We start from the raw sequence: 16081 nt of genomic DNA, 5'->3' as shown, positions 1-16081 counted from the left end.
GCGTCCGCGACGATTCGTGTGATCACCGCAATGCCCAGGCGGCGATCGCGGGAACGGCGGCGTAGGCCGGGTCTTCGGCGAGGGTCTCGGGCGCGGCGCCTTCGGCCAGGTCTTCGTGCAGCCAGATCCAGTTCTGCACCGCGCGCACGAGCGTCCACGCGCGCGTGCGTTCGGCGTCCAGCCCGGCCGCCGCGGCGAACCACGCGATCTTTTCGTCCATTGTGGACTCTTCCGCGCGATTCCAGAGAATCGAGATCGCGCCGAACTCGAGGTCGCCCGAAACCGGTTTCGGATCGATCACCAGCCACGGTTCGCGGGCCCCGGCCAAGACGTTCTCGAAATGCAGGTCCTCGTTCACCATCAGCTCGCCGGCCTCCGGCCCGAGGTTCACGCAGATCTCGACCGCCGCGTCGATGTACTTGCGGTCGAACGGTTCGCCCAAGTCACGCCAGGTCTCCGGGAGTTCGGTGACCAGCTCCGCGGCCTCTTCTCGAAGGGACCGCCGCAGTGCTTCGGGAGCGGGGACGGCCAGCCGCCGCGCCAACGCGCCGACGGTCTCGACGGCCTCCTGGATCGGCTCCGTCTCCAGCGACCGGGTGGCGTCGAGCCGCTCCAGGAGCAGCACGCCGTCCTCGGGCACGTTGTCGTACATCAGGACCGCGCCCTGACCGGCCCAAGTGGACAGTGCGAGCGGTTCGTCGTCGGACTCCTCGTGCGGCCAGCCGAGTTTGAGGATCGCGGGGGAGCCGTCCGCGCGGCGGACGGGCTGTGCGACGCCGACGAAGCCGTGCATGGCCTCGCCGTCGTATTCGAGCTGCCATTTGGCGGTGTACTTCTCGGCGAGGAACGGGAGCGAGTCGAGCCATTCGGCGGCTCCGGGGCCGAGTTCGGCGGCGCGGTCGAGGAACTTGGGCGGGATCTTGAAACCGGTCACGCACCCACCTTGGCAGGCTTGTCCATCGTGTTTCCCTCGTGACTCGCCGGGCGTACCGTGAACAGCGAGAACAACCCCGGGAGCAGCCATGGTGGTGGAGATTCTCAGTGCGGTCGCCGTCGCGGGCGGTGCTTGGCTCGCGGCCAGCCTTCGCGTGGTGAAACAGTACGAACGCGGGCTCGTGTTCCGGTTCGGGCGGGTGCGCCCGGCCCTCCGGGAGCCGGGGCTCGCGCTGCTGGTGCCGTTCGCGGACAGACTGCAGAAGGTCAACATGCAGATCGTCACGATGCCGATCCCCGCGCAGGACGGCATCACCCGCGACAACGTCACCGTGCGGGTGGACGCGGTCGTGTACTTCAAGGTGATCGACCCGGTGCTGGCCGCGGTCAACGTGCAGGACTACCGCTCGGCCGTCGGCCAGGTCGCGCAGACCTCGCTGCGGTCCATCATCGGCAAGAGCGACCTGGACGACCTGCTGTCCAACCGCGAGCGGCTGAACGAAGGTCTCGAGCTGATGATCGACAGCCCGGCGCTGGACTGGGGCATCCACATCGACCGGGTCGAGATCAAGGACGTCGCGCTGCCTGAGTCGATGAAACGCTCGATGTCACGCCAGGCCGAAGCCGAACGCGAACGGCGGGCGCGGGTCATCTCGGCCGACGGGGAACTGCAGGCGTCGTACAAGCTTTCGCAGGCGGCGGCGACCATGGCCGACACCCCGGCGGCGCTGCAGTTGCGCTTGCTGGAGACGGTCGTGCAGGTGTCGGCGGAGAAGAACTCGACACTGGTCCTGCCGTTCCCGGTGGAGCTGCTGCGCTTCCTCGACGCGAATACCCCGAAGCCGAAAGCGCCGGAGACTCCGGAGGCTCCGGCGGCCAACGGCCAGGTGGCGCCTGCGCCGAGGGAACCGGGCGACGTGGGCCAAGTCTCCTGAGTGGTAAGGACGGTTAGAACCGTCCTTACCACTCACGAGCCCCGGCGCTACTCCAGCTCGCCGTTCACCCCGAGGATGATCATCGTCCCGATGAACCCGACGTACAGCGCGATGACGACGTACGCGATGACCACCGCCGCGAGCGCCATGCCGCGCCCGCCGGCCTCGCCGCGGTTCGCCTTCGCCAGCCCGATATGCCCCAGGATCAGCCCGACGATCACCGTCACGCACGAGCAGATCCCGATGAGCGAGCACACCAGCCCCGCGATCGCCATCCCGTTGTCCTGCGATCGCGGGGGAGCGGCCGCCGCGTACGGGTTGTACGGCTGCGGCGGCGGGTACGCGGCCGGCAGCGGCACGGGCGAATACACCGGAGGAGCCGAAGCGTCCGGAGCCGCGAAGGACGGCGGGACGGGCTCGGCGGTCAGCGGATCGATGGCCTGCCCGTACGTCTCGAGCGGAGCCGGATCCGGAGCGGGAACAGCGGCGGAAGGCGCCTCGAAGGGCGCGGGCGGCTCGAACGGCGGAGGCGGCGTGAAGGGCGCCGGCGGCTGGAACTGCTGCGGTTCCGCGGGTGCCGGGCTCGACACCGTTTCGGACGACGCGGAAGTCGGGTCCGAGAAGGTGTTCGAGTCGGTGTAGGACGACGTCGACGGTGTGTCCTTCGAGTCGGGACTGCTCATCCGGTTGGCCCCCTGGTTCGTGCGGGACACCACCGTATCTTCGAACGCGTCACGAGACGCCCGCGGCACCGATCGCGAGCACCACGAAGATGAACCACAGGATGACCGGGATCAGCCACAGCGCGGTGACGACGTAGCCGATGATCATGCCCGCCTGCGCCATGCCCTGGCCGCCGGCTTCGCCGCGCTTGGCCTTCGACAGCGCGATGTGCCCGAAGATGATCCCCAGGATCGCGGGGAAGCACATGATCAGCCCGATCAGCGAGCAGACCAGCGACGCCACCGCCATGCCCTGGTCCGGCGGCCGCACATAGGCCTGCTGGACGTAGTACTGCTGCGGCGGCTGGTACGGCTGGAGACCGTAGGGCTGCTGGAACTGCCCGGACGGCTGCTGACCGTACGGGTCGTGCGGATTCGTCATGCTGGTCCCCTCGTCGACGAGGAACCGTATCGCTACCGGAAAGCCCCGTGTTTCGCGGCGACGTTCAGCAGTACCGGGATCGCGATGGCGTACAGGATGATCATCAGGTAGCCGACGACGAACGCGGCGAGCGCCATGCCCTTGCCGCCCACTTCGCCGCGCCGGGCCTTCGCGAAGGCGACGTGGCCCATGACGATCCCCGGGATCACGGACACCAGCCCGATCAGCCCGAAGAGTGAAAAGATCAGGGCGGCCGTCGCCAGGCCGGAGTCCTTGCTCCGCGCCGGGGCCTGGTTCGGAAAGGCGTACTGCTGTTGCGGTGGGAATCCACCAAAGGGCTGCTGAGCCACGTTCGTCCCCCTCGGACTGTGATCGGCTTGTCACTGTACTGGCATGGTCACGGATGGCGTACGCGTGACTGCGCTCATAGCGAGGTCTCTGCGCAGGCGTCATACTCACCGGTAACCCAGCGCCGGGAGCCCGGTGCGCGCGAATTTAGGAGCAGCGATGGCTCGCCTCGCCCAGACCGCCGGCTTGACCGACGTGCAGTCCGAAATCCTGGCCACGGTCCGCCAGTTCGTGGACAAGGAGGTCATCCCGCGCGCGCAGGAGCTCGAGCATTCCGACACCTATCCCGCCGACATCGTCGAGGGGATGAAGGAGATGGGCCTGTTCGGGCTCACCATCCCGGAGGAGTACGGCGGCCTCGGCGAATCGCTGCTGACCTACGCGCTCGTGGTCGAGGAGATCGCGCGCGGCTGGATGAGCGTCTCCGGCGTGATCAACACGCACTTCATCGTGGCGCACATGATCAAGCAACACGGGACGCCGGAGCAGAAGCAGCACTTCCTGCCGCGGATGGCGACCGGTGAGGTCCGCGGCTCGTTCTCGATGTCCGAGCCCGACCTCGGCTCCGACGTCGCCGCGATCAAGACCCGCGCCCGCAAGACCGACGACGGTTACGTCATCGACGGTTCGAAGATGTGGCTGACCAACGGCGGCAGCTCCAACCTGATCGCGCTGCTCGTCAAGACCGACGAAGGCGCGGCGAAGGCCCACCAGAACCTCACCACGTTCCTGGTCGAGAAGCCCGAGGGCTTCGGCGAGGTCGCGCCCGGCCTCACCATCCCCGGCAAGATCGACAAGATGGGCTACAAGGGCGTCGACACCACCGAAGCCGTGTTCGACGGCTACAAGATCGGTGCCGACAAGGTCCTCGGCGAAGCGCCGGGCAAGGGTTTCGCGTACATGATGGACGGTGTCGAGGTCGGCCGGGTCAACGTCGCCGCCCGCGCCTGCGGTATCGCGATCCGCGCGTTCGAACTCGCCGTCGAGTACGCCCAGCAGCGCAAGACCTTCGGCAAGGCCATCGCCGAGCACCAGGCGATCGCGTTCAAACTCGCCGAGATGGCCACCAAGGTCGAGGCCGCGCACCTGATGATGGTCAACGCCGCCCGCCTCAAGGACTCCGGCGCGCGCAACGACGTCGAGGCCGGCATGGCGAAGCTGATCGCGAGCGAGTACTGCGCCGAGGTCACCCAGGACTCGTTCCGCATCCACGGCGGCTACGGCTACTCCAAGGAGTACGAGATCGAGCGCCTCATGCGCGAGGCGCCGTTCCTGCTCATCGGCGAGGGCACCAGCGAGATCCAAAAGACCATCATCAGCCGCGGCCTGCTCCGCGAGTACAAATCCCGTTCCTGAACGTTCGCGCCTTTCGCCCGTCCTTGAGAAGATGGACCGGGACGGGCGAGAGGTGATTACGTGAGTGCTCCCTTTGGCGGAGGCGGCCGGGCCGCGGGTGGGCTGCCCAGGCTGCCGACACCGCCTTCCGGCTGGCCGATCGGTTCCTACGCGACGTACGGCGAAGCCCAGCAAGCCGTCGGATTCCTCGCGGAGAAGGAGTTCGGGGTCAGCGACGTGACCATCGTCGGCGTCGACCTGATGCTCGTGGAGCGCGTCGTCGGCAGGCTGAGCTGGGGCCGGGTGCTGGGCACCGGCGCGGTGTCCGGCGCGTGGTTCGGCCTGATCATCGGGCTGCTGCTGGGCATGTTCAACAACCAGGGTTTCGCCTGGCAGCCCATGATCGGCGGGCTCGTGCTCGGCATCCTGGCGTGGACGGTCTTCGCGGCGATCAGCTACAGCATGTCCCGCCGCGACTTCTCCTCCGCGAGCCAGCTGGTCGCCGGCCGCTACGACGTGCTCTGCCAGCCGCGTTCGGCCGAACAGGGCCGCGAGCTCTTGGCCCAATTGGCGTTGGGTGGCCGCCCGGCCGGATGACGCGGGGGCCGGACCACTGACATTCGGCGGTACTCGTTCACCTGTTCGCCGTGCAGTCCGCTGAATCGTTACCGATACTGCTTGCGGGCGGTGATCGCCCGGAATAGGTTGCACAACACCAGTCGGGCGGTCATGTCCTCCAGCGTGTCCGCCTGAGCACTAGCACGTCGGGGTGCTGGCGCGCGGGCTTCTTCAACGCGTCCTAGTGCCGCCGCTCCCCGAGCGTGCGCGGGTGAGGAGGCCTCATGGGGAAGAGGATGAGCGCGAGCCGGAGGGGCCGCTCACCAGGCCGCACCGGCTCGCTACTCGGCGCGACAGCGCTGACGGTCGGCCTGCTGGCGGGCTGCGGTTCGGATGCCGGGCTGAAGATCAACGTCTACTACGCGCCCGAAGACAATTTCCAGTCCGTTGTGGACGATTGCACGAAGGCCTCGAACGGGCGGTACGAGGTCGTCTACAACAAACTCCCGCGGCCGGCCGACGGCCAGCGGGAACAGATGGTGCGCCGGCTGGCCGCCGGAGACGATTCGCTCGACGTGCTGGGGCTGGACGTCACGTGGGTCTCCGAGTTCGCCGAGGCGGGCTGGGTCGACGAATGGACGGGCGAGGCCAAGGCCGAGGCGACCGCGGGTGTCCTGCCGGGACCGCTCGAAACCGCCACGTGGAACGGAAAGCTCTACGCGGCGACCAAGAACACCAACGTCCAGCTGCTCTGGTACGACGACCGGCTGACGCCGACGCCGCCGAAGACCTGGGACGAGATGATCGAACAGGGGAAGGCGCTCAAGGCGCAGGGCAAACCGGGGAACGTCGTGTTCACCGGCGCGCAGTACGAAGGCCTCGTCGTCATCTACAACACGCTCGTCGAATCGGCGGGCGGCAAGATCCTGTCCGACGACGGCAAGTCGGTCGTGATGGACGCGGGCGCGGTCAAGGCGCTGGAGATGCTGAAGAAGGTCACCACGGCCGGGGTCACCGACCCGTCGCTGACCAACTCGAAGGAGGACGAGGTCCGTCTGGCGTTCCAGCGCGGAAACGCCGCCTTCGAACTGAACTGGCCGTTCGTCTACGCCTCCTACGCCAAGGAGAAGAAGGACGAGCTGAAGCATTTCAAGTGGACCACCTATCCGCGGTTCGAAGCGGGGAAGCCGGCCAAGACCACGATCGGTGGCTACAACTTGGCGGTCAGCTCGGCCTCGAAGCACAAGGCCGAGGCCTACGAAGTCGCACTGTGCCTGCGCAACGAGAAGAACCAGAAGTTCTCCGCGCTCAAGGACGGTGTCCCGCCGACGCTCGAATCGCTCTACACCGACACGGCCCCGCTCGACCCGACCGCGGCCGTCGGTGACGACAACCCGAGCATGGACACGAAGTACCCGATGCGGGAGACGATCCTGGACGCGCTCAAGGCCGCCGCGGTGCGCCCGCTGACCCCGGCGTACCAGAACGCGTCGACCGTGTTGTCGAAGGTGCTTTCCCCGCCATCCGGCATCGATCCGCAGAAGACGGCGGAGAAGCTGAAAGAACAGCTCGCCGACGCGCTCCAGTCGAAGGGGGTGATCCCGTGACCGTGCAGGAAACCGCCGGTTCGGCGACCGCGAGCGAATCGGGCAAGAAGAAGAAACCCGCGCTCAGTGAAGGAAAGAAGGCCGAGCGCCGGCTCGGGCTCTGGCTGTGCGCCCCGGCGGCGTTCGTGATGATCGCGGTCACCGGGTACCCGATCATCTACTCGATCTGGCTCTCGTTGCAGCGCTACGACCTCAGGTTCCCGGCGCAGCAGGAGTTCGTCGGTCTCGAGAACTACATCTCGGTGCTGTCCAACGAATACTGGTGGACCGCGTTCGGGACGACGATGGGCTTGACCATCGTCTCGGTCGCGATCGAGCTCGTCCTCGGGATGGGCCTCGCGCTGATCATGCATCGGACGCTGGTCGGCCGGGGTCTCGTGCGGACGGTCGCCTTGATCCCGTACGGCATCGTGACCGTGGCCGCGGCGTTCTCCTGGTACTACGCCTGGAAACCGGACACGGGCTACCTCGCCAATCTGTTCTTCCCCGACACCGCGCCGCTGACCGAGTACTGGCCGTCGCTGGCGGCCATCGTGCTGGCCGAGGTGTGGAAGACGACGCCGTTCATGGCGCTGCTGTTGATGGCTGGCCTGGCACTGGTGCCGGACGACCTGCTCAAGGCCGCGGCGATGGACGGCGCGACCGCGTGGCAGCGGTTCACCAAGGTGATGCTGCCGGTGATGAAACCGGCGATCCTGGTGGCGTTGCTGTTCCGCACCCTGGACGCGTTCCGCATCTTCGACAACATCTTCGTGCTCACCAACGGTGCGCAGGACACGTCGTCGGTGTCGATGCAGACCTACAACAACCTGGTCAAGGGGTTGAACCTCGGGATCGGGTCGACGATGGCGGTGCTGATCTTCCTCACGGTGGCGATCATCGCGTTCATCTTCATCAAGGTGTTCGGCACGGCCGCACCAGGCAGTGACAATGGGGGTAAGCGCTGATGGCCATCGGTGGAGCGGTCACTCCCGGCCGCAAACTCAAATGGGGCCTCGTCGACATCCTGGTCCTGGTCTTCGCGTTGTTCCCGGTGCTGTGGGTGATCTCGCTTTCGTTCAAGACCAAGGAGACCTTGGACGACGGCTATTTCCTCCCGCAGGAATGGACGTTGCAGAACTACGCGGACATCTTCGCGACCACGGAGTTCATCCGGGCACTGGTGAACTCGATCGGGATCGCGATCATCGCGACGGTGATCGCGGTCGTCCTCGGCACGATGGCGGCGTACGCGATCGCGCGGCTGGACTTCCCCGGCAAGCAGGTGCTGGTCGGGATGTCGCTGCTGATCGCGATGTTCCCGCAGGTCTCGCTGGTGACGCCGCTGTTCAATATCGAACGCGAGCTGGGGTTGTTCGACACCTGGCCGGGGCTGATCCTGCCGTACATCACGTTCGCGCTGCCGCTGTCGATCTACACGCTGTCCGCGTTCTTCCGGGAAATCCCGTGGGAGCTGGAAAAAGCGGCGAAGATGGACGGCGCGACCCCGGCGCAGGCGTTCCGGAAGGTGATCGCGCCCCTGGCGGCACCAGGGGTGTTCACCACCGCGATCCTGGTGTTCATCTTCTGCTGGAACGACTTCCTGTTCGCGATCTCGCTGACCTCGACCGAGGCCTCGCGCACGGTCCCGGCGGCGTTGTCGTTCTTCACGGGGTCCTCGCAGTTCGAAGACCCCACCGGGACGATCGCCGCGGCCGCCGTGGTGATCACCGTCCCGATCATCCTGTTCGTGTTGTTCTTCCAGCGTCGCATCGTGGCGGGGCTGACGTCCGGTGCGGTGAAGGGCTGACCCATGGCTGAAATCGTTCTCGAAAAAGTGTCCAAGAAGTACCCCGACGGCGCCCTCGCGGTGTCCGAAGTGGACATCACGATCGCCGACGGTGAGTTCATCATCCTGGTCGGCCCGTCCGGCTGCGGTAAGTCGACCACGCTGAACATGGTCGCGGGCCTGGAGGACATCTCGTCCGGCGAACTGCGCATCGACGGACAGCGCGTCAACGAAAAGGCGCCGAAGGACCGTGACATCGCGATGGTGTTCCAGTCCTACGCCCTGTACCCGCATATGAGCGTGCGGGAGAACATGGCGTTCCCGTTGCGGCTGGCCAAGGTCGACGACCGGACGGTGCGGGCGAAGGTCGAGGAGGCGGCGCAGATCCTCGACCTGACCGGGCATCTCGACCGCAAGCCGGCGAACCTCTCCGGCGGGCAGCGGCAGCGCGTCGCGATGGGGCGCGCGATCGTCCGCAACCCCAAGGCGTTCCTGATGGACGAGCCACTGTCCAACTTGGACGCGAAGCTCCGCGGCCAGATGCGGACCTCGGTGTCGAAGATCCAGAAACAGCTGGGCACGACGACGCTCTACGTCACGCACGACCAGACCGAGGCCATGACCCTCGGCGACCGGGTCGTCGTGCTGCGGGCGGGCTACGTGCAGCAGATCGGGTCGCCGCAGTTCCTCTACGACAACCCGGCGAACCTGTTCGTGGCCGGTTTCATCGGCAGTCCGTCGATGAACTTCGTGCCGGCCACGCTGGAGAACGGGACCGCCCGCAGCGCGCTGGGCGACATCCCGCTCACCGACCGGGTGCGGCGACTGGTGGAAGCCGCCGACGCGCCGCGTGAGGTCATCGTCGGCATCCGGCCGGAGCATTTCGAGGACGCCGCGCTGGTGGACGCCGCCGCCCGCCAGGGTGCGACGTTCACCGCCCACGTGGACGTCCTCGAGTCGATGGGATCGGAGAAGTTCGCGCACTTTTCGGTCGAGGGTGAGGCCGCGTCGTCGTCCGACCTCGCGGATCTCGCCGCGGACAGCGGATCCTCCGACGTTCCGGGCTCCGAGTCGCAGATCGTCGCCCGTCTCTCGGCGGCGTCTTCGGCTGCGGAGAACCAGAACGTCGAGCTGTGGTTCGACGCGGACAAGATCAAGCTGTTCGACGGGGCCAGCGGCAAGAACCTGACCTACACCGACTAGCTCGTTCTCGCGTGAAGGCCCCCTTCCCTCGGCTCAGTCGAGGGAAGGGGGCCTTCACGCGCTAGGTGTCCACTTCGGACATCGTGAATTTCCCACCTTCGGCGGTTTACGTCACCTGAGGTGATCGGGAATCCTCCGGGGTACCGAGAGAAGGGCGCCTGTCTTGCCGAAGAAGCTGTCACGCCGTCTCCTGCAGGGCCTGGTCGGCGCGGTCCTCATCACCACGCTCGCGCCGGCCGTCGCCTGGGCCGAACCCCCACAGGCTTTGCCGACGAACGCGACCGAGGCCGACAGCACGTGGCAGCCCGCGTTCGACTACGACACCGACGGCTGCTACCCGACGCCCGCGATCTCGCCGACCGGCGCGATCGCCACCGGGCTCAAGAACTCCGGAGCCCTCAACGGTCAGTGCCGCGACCAGTCGGACCTCGACAACACCAATTCCTACGCGCGGTCGAAGTGCAACAACGGCTGGTGCGCCCACCTCTACGACCTCTACTTCGAAAAGGACCAGGCCGTCCCGGGGATCGACTGCTGCGGGCACCGGCACGACATCGAGCACGTCGTGGTCTGGGTCAACGAGGGGCAGGCCCGGTACGTCTCGACGTCGGCGCACGGCAACTACTCCACGTACGACCGCTCCAAGGTCTCCTGGGAGGGGACCCACCCGAAGATCGTTTATCACAAGGACGGCGCGAGCACCCACTGCTTCCGCATCGCGAGCGCGACCGAACCGCCGGAGAACCACTACAACGCCTGGCAGTACCCGGATCTCGTCAGCTGGGACCGGTTCCCGCCCGGGATCCGTGACACGCTCGTCCGCGCCGATTTCGGCAGCGCGAGCCTGGCGATCAAGGACGGCTCCTTCGCGGGCAACCTGAGCAAGGCCAAACCGGCGGGCATCCCCTTCGATCCCAACGCCTGAGGCCGGCTCAGTACTCGCTCTCGGGCAGGGCGAGCCACAGCACGAGGTAGACGATGAACTGAGGGCCGGGCAGCAGGCAGGACAGCACGGCGAGCAGGCGGACCTTGCCCGGCGTGGTGCCGAAACGTTTGGCGATCCCGGCGCAGACGCCGCCGATCATGCGGCCCTGGCGCGGTCGGGTCAAGCGGGCGGCTACGGGGTTCGTCACGGGTCTTCCCTCTCTGTCATCACTCTGTGTGAAACCCATTTTCGTCGCCCGGCGGCCCGGCCGCATCCCACCGCGGAACGAAACGCACCCCTAAGGGCGTGAAATCGGCGTAAAGGACTCACCTGGGAAAACGCGGCGGGCCCTGTGTTCTTCGCCCGTAGGGGGTGGTGTTCCCGGATCTTTTGACGATACTGCTCCGGTGCCCCCGAAGAGACTGAGCGCAGTACTCTGCGGCCTGTTCCTGGCCGCGGCCTGTGCCACGCCGGAACCGGCGGTGACGCCGTCGCCGACCACGGCGGGCGACGAGGCCTTGACCGCTTCCGAGGCGCTCGGCGAATACTCGTCGCTCGATTACTGCAGCCTCGTCGACCAGCGGAAAGTGATCGGCGGCGGAAACGCGGTCAAACCGCCGTTGACCTCTTTCGAGTTCTGCCGCCTCGAATTCGTCGAGGGGGCCAATCGCTACACGGTGACCACCGGCCCGATCACTTCCGGGCAGGATCCGAACAATCAGCCGTACGAATACGGCGGGCCGTTGCCGGAGGGCCTCAGCGTCCAGCAGTCGACGTTCAACGAGGACACCGCCTGCACGCGGCTGCTCACCTTCGCCGACGGGATCCGGCTGCCCATCGCCGTCACCTCCGACGACAAGGCCCCGGCCGACCAGGCCGACCGCTGCCGGACCGCCGACGCGACGGTCGGCAGCGCGGCGGGCGTGATCGCCGCGCGCAAGGTCGGGCGGCTGAACCTCGACCAGCGCTCGTGGGGCCGCGTCGCTCCGTGCGCGCTGCTCGACCAGCACGAACTCGACGCCGCCGCCGGAGCCGAGACCAAACCGGCCCCGGCGCTCTCCGGGCACAACTGCATCCGCGGCAAGGTCAGCTTCTCGCTCTCGGTCAGCGCGGACACCACGCCGGGCGCGACGGAGGCGCTGGGCGGGCGGCAGGCCCAGGTCGCCACTTCCGGCGCGTTCTGCCAGGTGACCACGCATCGGCCGATCCCGGGCACCCCGGACCGCGTCGAGCAGGCCGCGCTTTCCGTGGTCGGTGTCGACGGTGCGCCGGAGGACGCCACCTGCACGGCGGCACGGGAGGTCGCCGCCTCCGTGTTCCCGAAGCTCCCCTGAGCGTTTAGTCCTCTGGATGCGGTCCTTGCACGCGCAAGGACCGCATCCAGAGGACTAAACGCGGGCTAGCGCAGCCTCGGTAGCCGGAAAGAGCACATCGCCTCGTCCAAGGTCTCGAAGTCCAGCGGCGGATGCGGCAGCGGGGTGGCGCGGCCGGGTTCGGCGCGCAGGCCGTCCAGCAGCATCGCGAGGCACCGGCGCCACAGGTCCGGCTGGATACCGTGCGTGAACTCGATGACCGAGCCGAGCATCTGATGCAGGAGCGGTATGTCCGTCGGCACGAAATCGGCGCGGAGGGCACCGGCGGCCTGAGCCCGTTCGACGAGCTGTGTGATCAACGGCACCATGCGGGATTTCGCCTCGGCGACGCGCTCCTGGCCGAAGACGTTCGAGAGCATCACTTCGCGTAACCCGCGGTCACCGGCGTGCAGTTCGGCCGCGCGCCAGGTGAAGCTCGTGAAGCCTTCCCAGGGGTCTTCGGCGCGAAGCGCCTCTTCGGCGAGCTCGCGGATCGTCTCGAACTGGTCGACGAACATCGCCTCGACCAGGTGTTCCTTACTGGGGAAACGGCGATAGACGGTGCCGACGCCGACGCCGGCGTGATGCGCGACGTCGTCGAGCGTCGCTTCGAGCCCGCGCTCGCCGAAGACGGTGTGTGCCGCCGCGATGATGCGCTGCCGATTGAGTTCAGCGTCGCGCCGCAACGGCCGCGCCGGTGCGGCGGGAGCGAGGTCCCGAGCCATTCGTCCAGCTTAACAAACGAAGTAGAGGACAGTTCTCCACTTCTTGTGTACCTTGGGCGCCGAAAGGGGAGATACCTACTCCACATAGCTTCTTCGTCACTATCGGTGAGGAAACCGCCCGTATGCCTGACTCATCCACCGCTGTCGCCATGCCGCCGGGGGACGCGGCCGCGCAGCACACCAACCCGCACCACGCCAGGAGATGGCTGATCCTGGTGATGATCGGTCTCGCCCAGCTGATGGTGGTGCTCGACGCCACCGTCGTGAACATCGCGCTCCCGTCGGCGCAGCAGGACCTCGGCTTCTCGAACGACGCCCGCCAATGGGTCGTCACCGCCTACGCGCTCGCGTTCGGCAGCCTGCTCCTGCTGGGCGGGCGGCTCGCGGACCTCTTCGGCCGCAAACGCGCGTTCCTCGTCGGGCTCGCCGGCTTCGCCATCGTGTCCGCGATCGGTGGCGCCGCCGGCAGTATCGAAATGCTGCTCGTCGCCCGTGCGGCACAGGGTGTCTTCGGCGCGCTTCTCGCTCCGGCCGCCCTCTCGCTGCTGACCACGACCTTCACCGATCCGAAGGAGCGCGGTAAGGCGTTCGGTGTCTTCGGCGCCATCGGTGGTGGCGGCGCGGCGATCGGCCTGCTGCTCGGCGGCGTGCTGACCGAGTACCTCGACTGGCGCTGGTCGATGTACGTCAACATCATCTTCGCGGTGATCGCGTTCGCGGGTTCGTTCGTGCTGCTGAAGAACTCCGAGACCGACGGGCCGCGTCCGAAGCTCGACATCCCCGGCACGATCACCGCGTCGGCCGGCCTTTTCGCGCTCGTCTACGGTTTCGCGAACGCCGAGCGTGACTCGTGGTCCTCGATCTCGGTGTGGGGTTTCCTCGCCGCCGGAGTCGTGCTGCTGGCCGCTTTCGTGGCGATCCAGCAGCGGGCCGAACATCCGCTCCTGCCGCTGCGCGTGCTGCTCGACCGCGACCGCGGCGGCTCGTACCTCGCGATGTTCCTGCTCGCCATCGGGATGTTCTCGATCTTCCTGTTCCTCACCTTCTACATCCAGCTGAACCTCGGGTTCACGCCGGTGCAGAGCGGGGTCGCGTTCCTGCCGATGGTGGCCACCCTGATGGCCAGCGCGACGTCGGCGACGGCCGTGCTGCTGCCGAAGTTCGGCGCGAAACCGTTGGTGTCACTGGGAATGCTGATCGCCGGAGCGGGGCTGTTCTGGCTCTCGGCCATCGACACCACCAGCACGTACGCAAGCGGGGTGCTGTTCCCGCTGATGGTCATGGGCGTCGGCATCGGCCTCGCGATGGCGCCCGCGATGAGCGTCGCGACCTTCGGCGTCGACACGCACGACGCCGGTGTCGCGTCGGCCGCGGTCAACACCGCGCAGCAGGTCGGCGGCTCGATCGGGACCGCGCTGCTGAGCACGCTGGCCGGGAACGCGGCGACGTCGTTCATGGTCGGGAAGGTCGCTTCGCCGCAGCTCGCGGCCGAAGCGGCTGTCCACAGTTACACGACCGCTTTCGTGTGGGGTGGGTGGATCTTCGTCATCGGCGCGGTGATCTGCGGGCTGCTGCTGCGGTCCGGTGCCCCGGCGAAGGCGCCTGAAGGTGCTTCGGAGGCAACGCCGGTCGCCGTGCACATGTAGCTCGCGGGGTGGGGGGGGGGGGGGGGGGGGGGGGGGGGGGGGGGGGTGGCTGCACCCCCCCCCCCCCCCCCCCCCCCCCCCCCGCGGGACTGAGACCGCACCGCTTCGAAGACCTCGTCGTCCCACCGGTGCGTCCGGATCAGCCGGTACCGTTCGCACGCGACCCACAGATACGCCTCGGCGTCGGTGCGATCGCCGATCAGGTCCGCCTGCCGCAGCATCGCCACCACCGGCACGAACTCCTCGTCGAACCACCGCTGCGCCAGCGTCGCGCGATCCGAGTACGCGCCTTCGTCCTGCATCAGCCGGAAGCCCCACGCCTCCACGTGCTCGCCGAGCCGCGCGTAATCCCAAGGATCCGTGAACACCACCGAAGCCCGCGCGTGCCCCGAAAGCGGGACGCGTTCCAGGAACAGCCGCCGGTAGTCCTTCACGATCAGGTCGCCGCGATAGCGGATCCCGCTCGGGTCCAGTTTGGTCCGCACCTCGGTGACCATCGCCTCTATTGTGGACAGTCGCATCGCGTGCGCCACCGAAACGCGGTGGTGCCCGTCGATGATGAAATGCAGCTCACCGACGCGGTAGACCTCGATCGGCGGGATCGACTCGCCACGCCGGGTGGCGAGCGCCAGCCGTTCCCAGCGTTCGCGCACGCGCCCGGACGTCGGGCGGAAGCGGCGGTCGAAGTCGCGCCCGCGGTCGACGCTGCCGACGATCGAGTCGAGCCGGATCACCCGCGCCCCGATCTTCCGCTCGCCGAGATAGCCGAGCGCGTCGACCACCTCGTGGAACGGCAGCATGATGTTGACGTCGTCGGGCTCGCGGCGCAGCCAGTTCGCCAGCCGGGACAACACCTGACGCCGTCGCGCGCGGAGGAAGTCGTGCTCCGCGTCCGCACGGGGAAAACCGGTGTCCTTCATAAGAACTCCATGATCCGGTGCCCGACCACGTTGCGTACCGTGGTCCTGCCGACCACCCGGTCCGGCACGGGTTCACCGTGCGGGTGGATATGCCCGTGCAGCAACCATTTCGGCCGCAGCGACTCGATCGTGCGATGGAGACAGTCGAACCCGCGGTGCGGTGGATCCTCGCGGTCGCCGCAGTGCCGCGGCGGCGCGTGCGTGAGCAGGACGTCGACGTCCCGCCCGTCCCGCCAGCGACGGAACCGGGCCCGGCGCACCAACCTCCGGGCACGCCGCGCCTGCTGGCGTTGCGTCCACTGGTTGGGGCCGTCGTTGTAGCGGACCGAGCCGCCGAGCCCGGCGAAGCGGAGCCCGCCGACGTCGACGATCCGGCCGTCCGCGTTCACCCCGCCCGCCGGCCCGGGCCACACCGCCGGGAAACCGTCCTTCATGGACAGTCCGCCGTAGCGCGTGTAACCGGACAGGTCGGGGTCGTGGTTGCCGGGGACGAAAACGCACGGGACGTCGAGCGCGCCCGCCAGGAACTCGAGGTAGTCGTACGGCAGGTCGCCGGCGCCGATAACGAGGTCGGCCCGGTGGCCGAGGACGGCCGACGTCCACAACCGCTCTTCGACCTCGTCCGCGACCACCAGCGCTTTCATGCGCTCCAGGGTAATCCCGGAGACGCTACTTCGGGCCGTGCGCGAACGCGGGGTCCTTGGCGATGATCGCGATCACGA

At 67.7% G+C, this 16081-nt stretch carries 17 protein-coding genes and 1 pseudogene; 10 read left to right on the top strand and 8 right to left on the bottom strand.

Annotation, left to right across the window (positions count from 1 at the left end):
- Positions 1–22 precede the first annotated feature (22 nt).
- Positions 23–934, bottom strand: coding sequence for an aminoglycoside phosphotransferase family protein (locus ACIRGA_RS26210; protein ID WP_400945393.1), 912 nt, complete (start codon positions 932–934; stop codon positions 23–25).
- Between the two features lie 88 nt (positions 935–1022).
- On the opposite strand from ACIRGA_RS26210, the gene ACIRGA_RS26205 reads away from it, so the two are divergent.
- Positions 1023–1868 carry a slipin family protein gene (locus tag ACIRGA_RS26205; protein WP_400945391.1) on the top strand — a complete coding sequence of 282 codons (846 nt, stop codon included), beginning with the start codon at positions 1023–1025 and terminating at the stop codon, positions 1866–1868.
- A 47-nt stretch (positions 1869–1915) separates the two neighbouring features.
- Here the strand turns inward: ACIRGA_RS26205 and ACIRGA_RS26200 are convergent, their stop codons facing one another.
- From ACIRGA_RS26200 to ACIRGA_RS26190, 3 genes are read right to left on the bottom strand one after another with little or no spacing between them, the layout of a single operon-like run.
- Positions 1916–2551, bottom strand: coding sequence for a DUF4190 domain-containing protein (locus ACIRGA_RS26200; protein ID WP_400945389.1), 636 nt, complete (start codon positions 2549–2551; stop codon positions 1916–1918).
- A gap of 49 nt (positions 2552–2600) precedes the next feature.
- The gene (locus tag ACIRGA_RS26195) at positions 2601–2972 is read right to left on the bottom strand and encodes a DUF4190 domain-containing protein (protein ID WP_400945387.1); all 372 of its coding nucleotides are present in this window, start codon (positions 2970–2972) and stop codon (positions 2601–2603) included.
- A gap of 32 nt (positions 2973–3004) precedes the next feature.
- Complete coding sequence (locus ACIRGA_RS26190) at positions 3005–3322, bottom strand: DUF4190 domain-containing protein (RefSeq protein WP_400945385.1); 318 nt, start codon at positions 3320–3322, stop codon at positions 3005–3007.
- 157 nt (positions 3323–3479) lie between these two features.
- Here ACIRGA_RS26190 and ACIRGA_RS26185 point away from each other — a divergent pair, with 157 nt between their 5' ends.
- The 7 genes from ACIRGA_RS26185 (at position 3480) to ACIRGA_RS26155 (ending at position 10716) form a co-directional block, all read left to right on the top strand.
- Entirely contained in the window at positions 3480–4676 is a 1197-nt protein-coding gene (locus tag ACIRGA_RS26185; RefSeq protein ID WP_400945383.1) for an acyl-CoA dehydrogenase family protein, read from the top strand.
- 60 nt (positions 4677–4736) lie between these two features.
- Entirely contained in the window at positions 4737–5252 is a 516-nt protein-coding gene (locus ACIRGA_RS26180) for a general stress protein (RefSeq protein ID WP_400945381.1), read from the top strand.
- 245 nt (positions 5253–5497) lie between these two features.
- The gene (locus ACIRGA_RS26175; protein ID WP_400945379.1) at positions 5498–6820 is read left to right on the top strand and encodes an ABC transporter substrate-binding protein; all 1323 of its coding nucleotides are present in this window, start codon (positions 5498–5500) and stop codon (positions 6818–6820) included.
- Entirely contained in the window at positions 6817–7767 is a 951-nt protein-coding gene (locus tag ACIRGA_RS26170) for a carbohydrate ABC transporter permease (RefSeq protein WP_400945377.1), read from the top strand. The genes ACIRGA_RS26175 and ACIRGA_RS26170 overlap by 4 nt, the downstream gene beginning before the upstream one ends.
- Positions 7767–8609, top strand: a complete 843-nt coding sequence (locus ACIRGA_RS26165; RefSeq protein WP_400945375.1) for a carbohydrate ABC transporter permease — start codon at positions 7767–7769, stop codon at positions 8607–8609. The genes ACIRGA_RS26170 and ACIRGA_RS26165 overlap by 1 nt, the downstream gene beginning before the upstream one ends.
- A gap of 3 nt (positions 8610–8612) precedes the next feature.
- The gene (locus ACIRGA_RS26160; RefSeq protein ID WP_400945373.1) at positions 8613–9791 is read left to right on the top strand and encodes an ABC transporter ATP-binding protein; all 1179 of its coding nucleotides are present in this window, start codon (positions 8613–8615) and stop codon (positions 9789–9791) included.
- Positions 9792–9954: 163 nt separating this feature from the next.
- Positions 9955–10716, top strand: coding sequence for an NPP1 family protein (locus tag ACIRGA_RS26155; RefSeq protein WP_400945371.1), 762 nt, complete (start codon positions 9955–9957; stop codon positions 10714–10716).
- 7 nt (positions 10717–10723) lie between these two features.
- Here ACIRGA_RS26155 and ACIRGA_RS26150 read toward each other — a convergent pair whose 3' ends face one another.
- The gene (locus ACIRGA_RS26150; protein ID WP_063774594.1) at positions 10724–10924 is read right to left on the bottom strand and encodes a PspC domain-containing protein; all 201 of its coding nucleotides are present in this window, start codon (positions 10922–10924) and stop codon (positions 10724–10726) included.
- 199 nt (positions 10925–11123) lie between these two features.
- On the opposite strand from ACIRGA_RS26150, the gene ACIRGA_RS26145 reads away from it, so the two are divergent.
- Positions 11124–12050 (top strand): hypothetical protein, encoded by a 927-nt coding sequence (locus tag ACIRGA_RS26145; RefSeq protein WP_400945369.1) that lies wholly within the window; start codon positions 11124–11126, stop codon positions 12048–12050.
- Between the two features lie 65 nt (positions 12051–12115).
- Here the strand turns inward: ACIRGA_RS26145 and ACIRGA_RS26140 are convergent, their stop codons facing one another.
- Positions 12116–12793: a TetR/AcrR family transcriptional regulator gene (locus ACIRGA_RS26140; RefSeq protein WP_400945367.1), complete on the bottom strand. Its 678-nt coding sequence runs from the start codon at positions 12791–12793 to the stop codon at positions 12116–12118.
- A gap of 122 nt (positions 12794–12915) precedes the next feature.
- Here ACIRGA_RS26140 and ACIRGA_RS26135 point away from each other — a divergent pair, with 122 nt between their 5' ends.
- Positions 12916–14439 (top strand): MFS transporter, encoded by a 1524-nt coding sequence (locus ACIRGA_RS26135; RefSeq protein WP_400945365.1) that lies wholly within the window; start codon positions 12916–12918, stop codon positions 14437–14439.
- Between the two features lie 86 nt (positions 14440–14525).
- On the opposite strand, the pseudogene ACIRGA_RS26130 reads toward ACIRGA_RS26135, so the two are convergent.
- Positions 14526–15359 (bottom strand): annotated as a pseudogene (locus ACIRGA_RS26130) (chromosome partitioning protein ParB); the annotation flags it as partial.
- On the bottom strand, positions 15356–16003 hold the full coding sequence (locus tag ACIRGA_RS26125; protein ID WP_400945363.1) for a metallophosphoesterase: 648 nt from the start codon (positions 16001–16003) through the stop codon (positions 15356–15358). The pseudogene ACIRGA_RS26130 and the gene ACIRGA_RS26125, both read right to left, overlap by 4 nt.
- Positions 16004–16081 lie beyond the last annotated feature (78 nt).

It is taken from the genome of Amycolatopsis sp. NPDC102389, assembly GCF_044765885.1.
Taxonomy (GTDB): domain Bacteria; phylum Actinomycetota; class Actinomycetes; order Mycobacteriales; family Pseudonocardiaceae; genus Amycolatopsis.
This window is presented reverse-complemented; position numbering and strand designations above follow the sequence as displayed.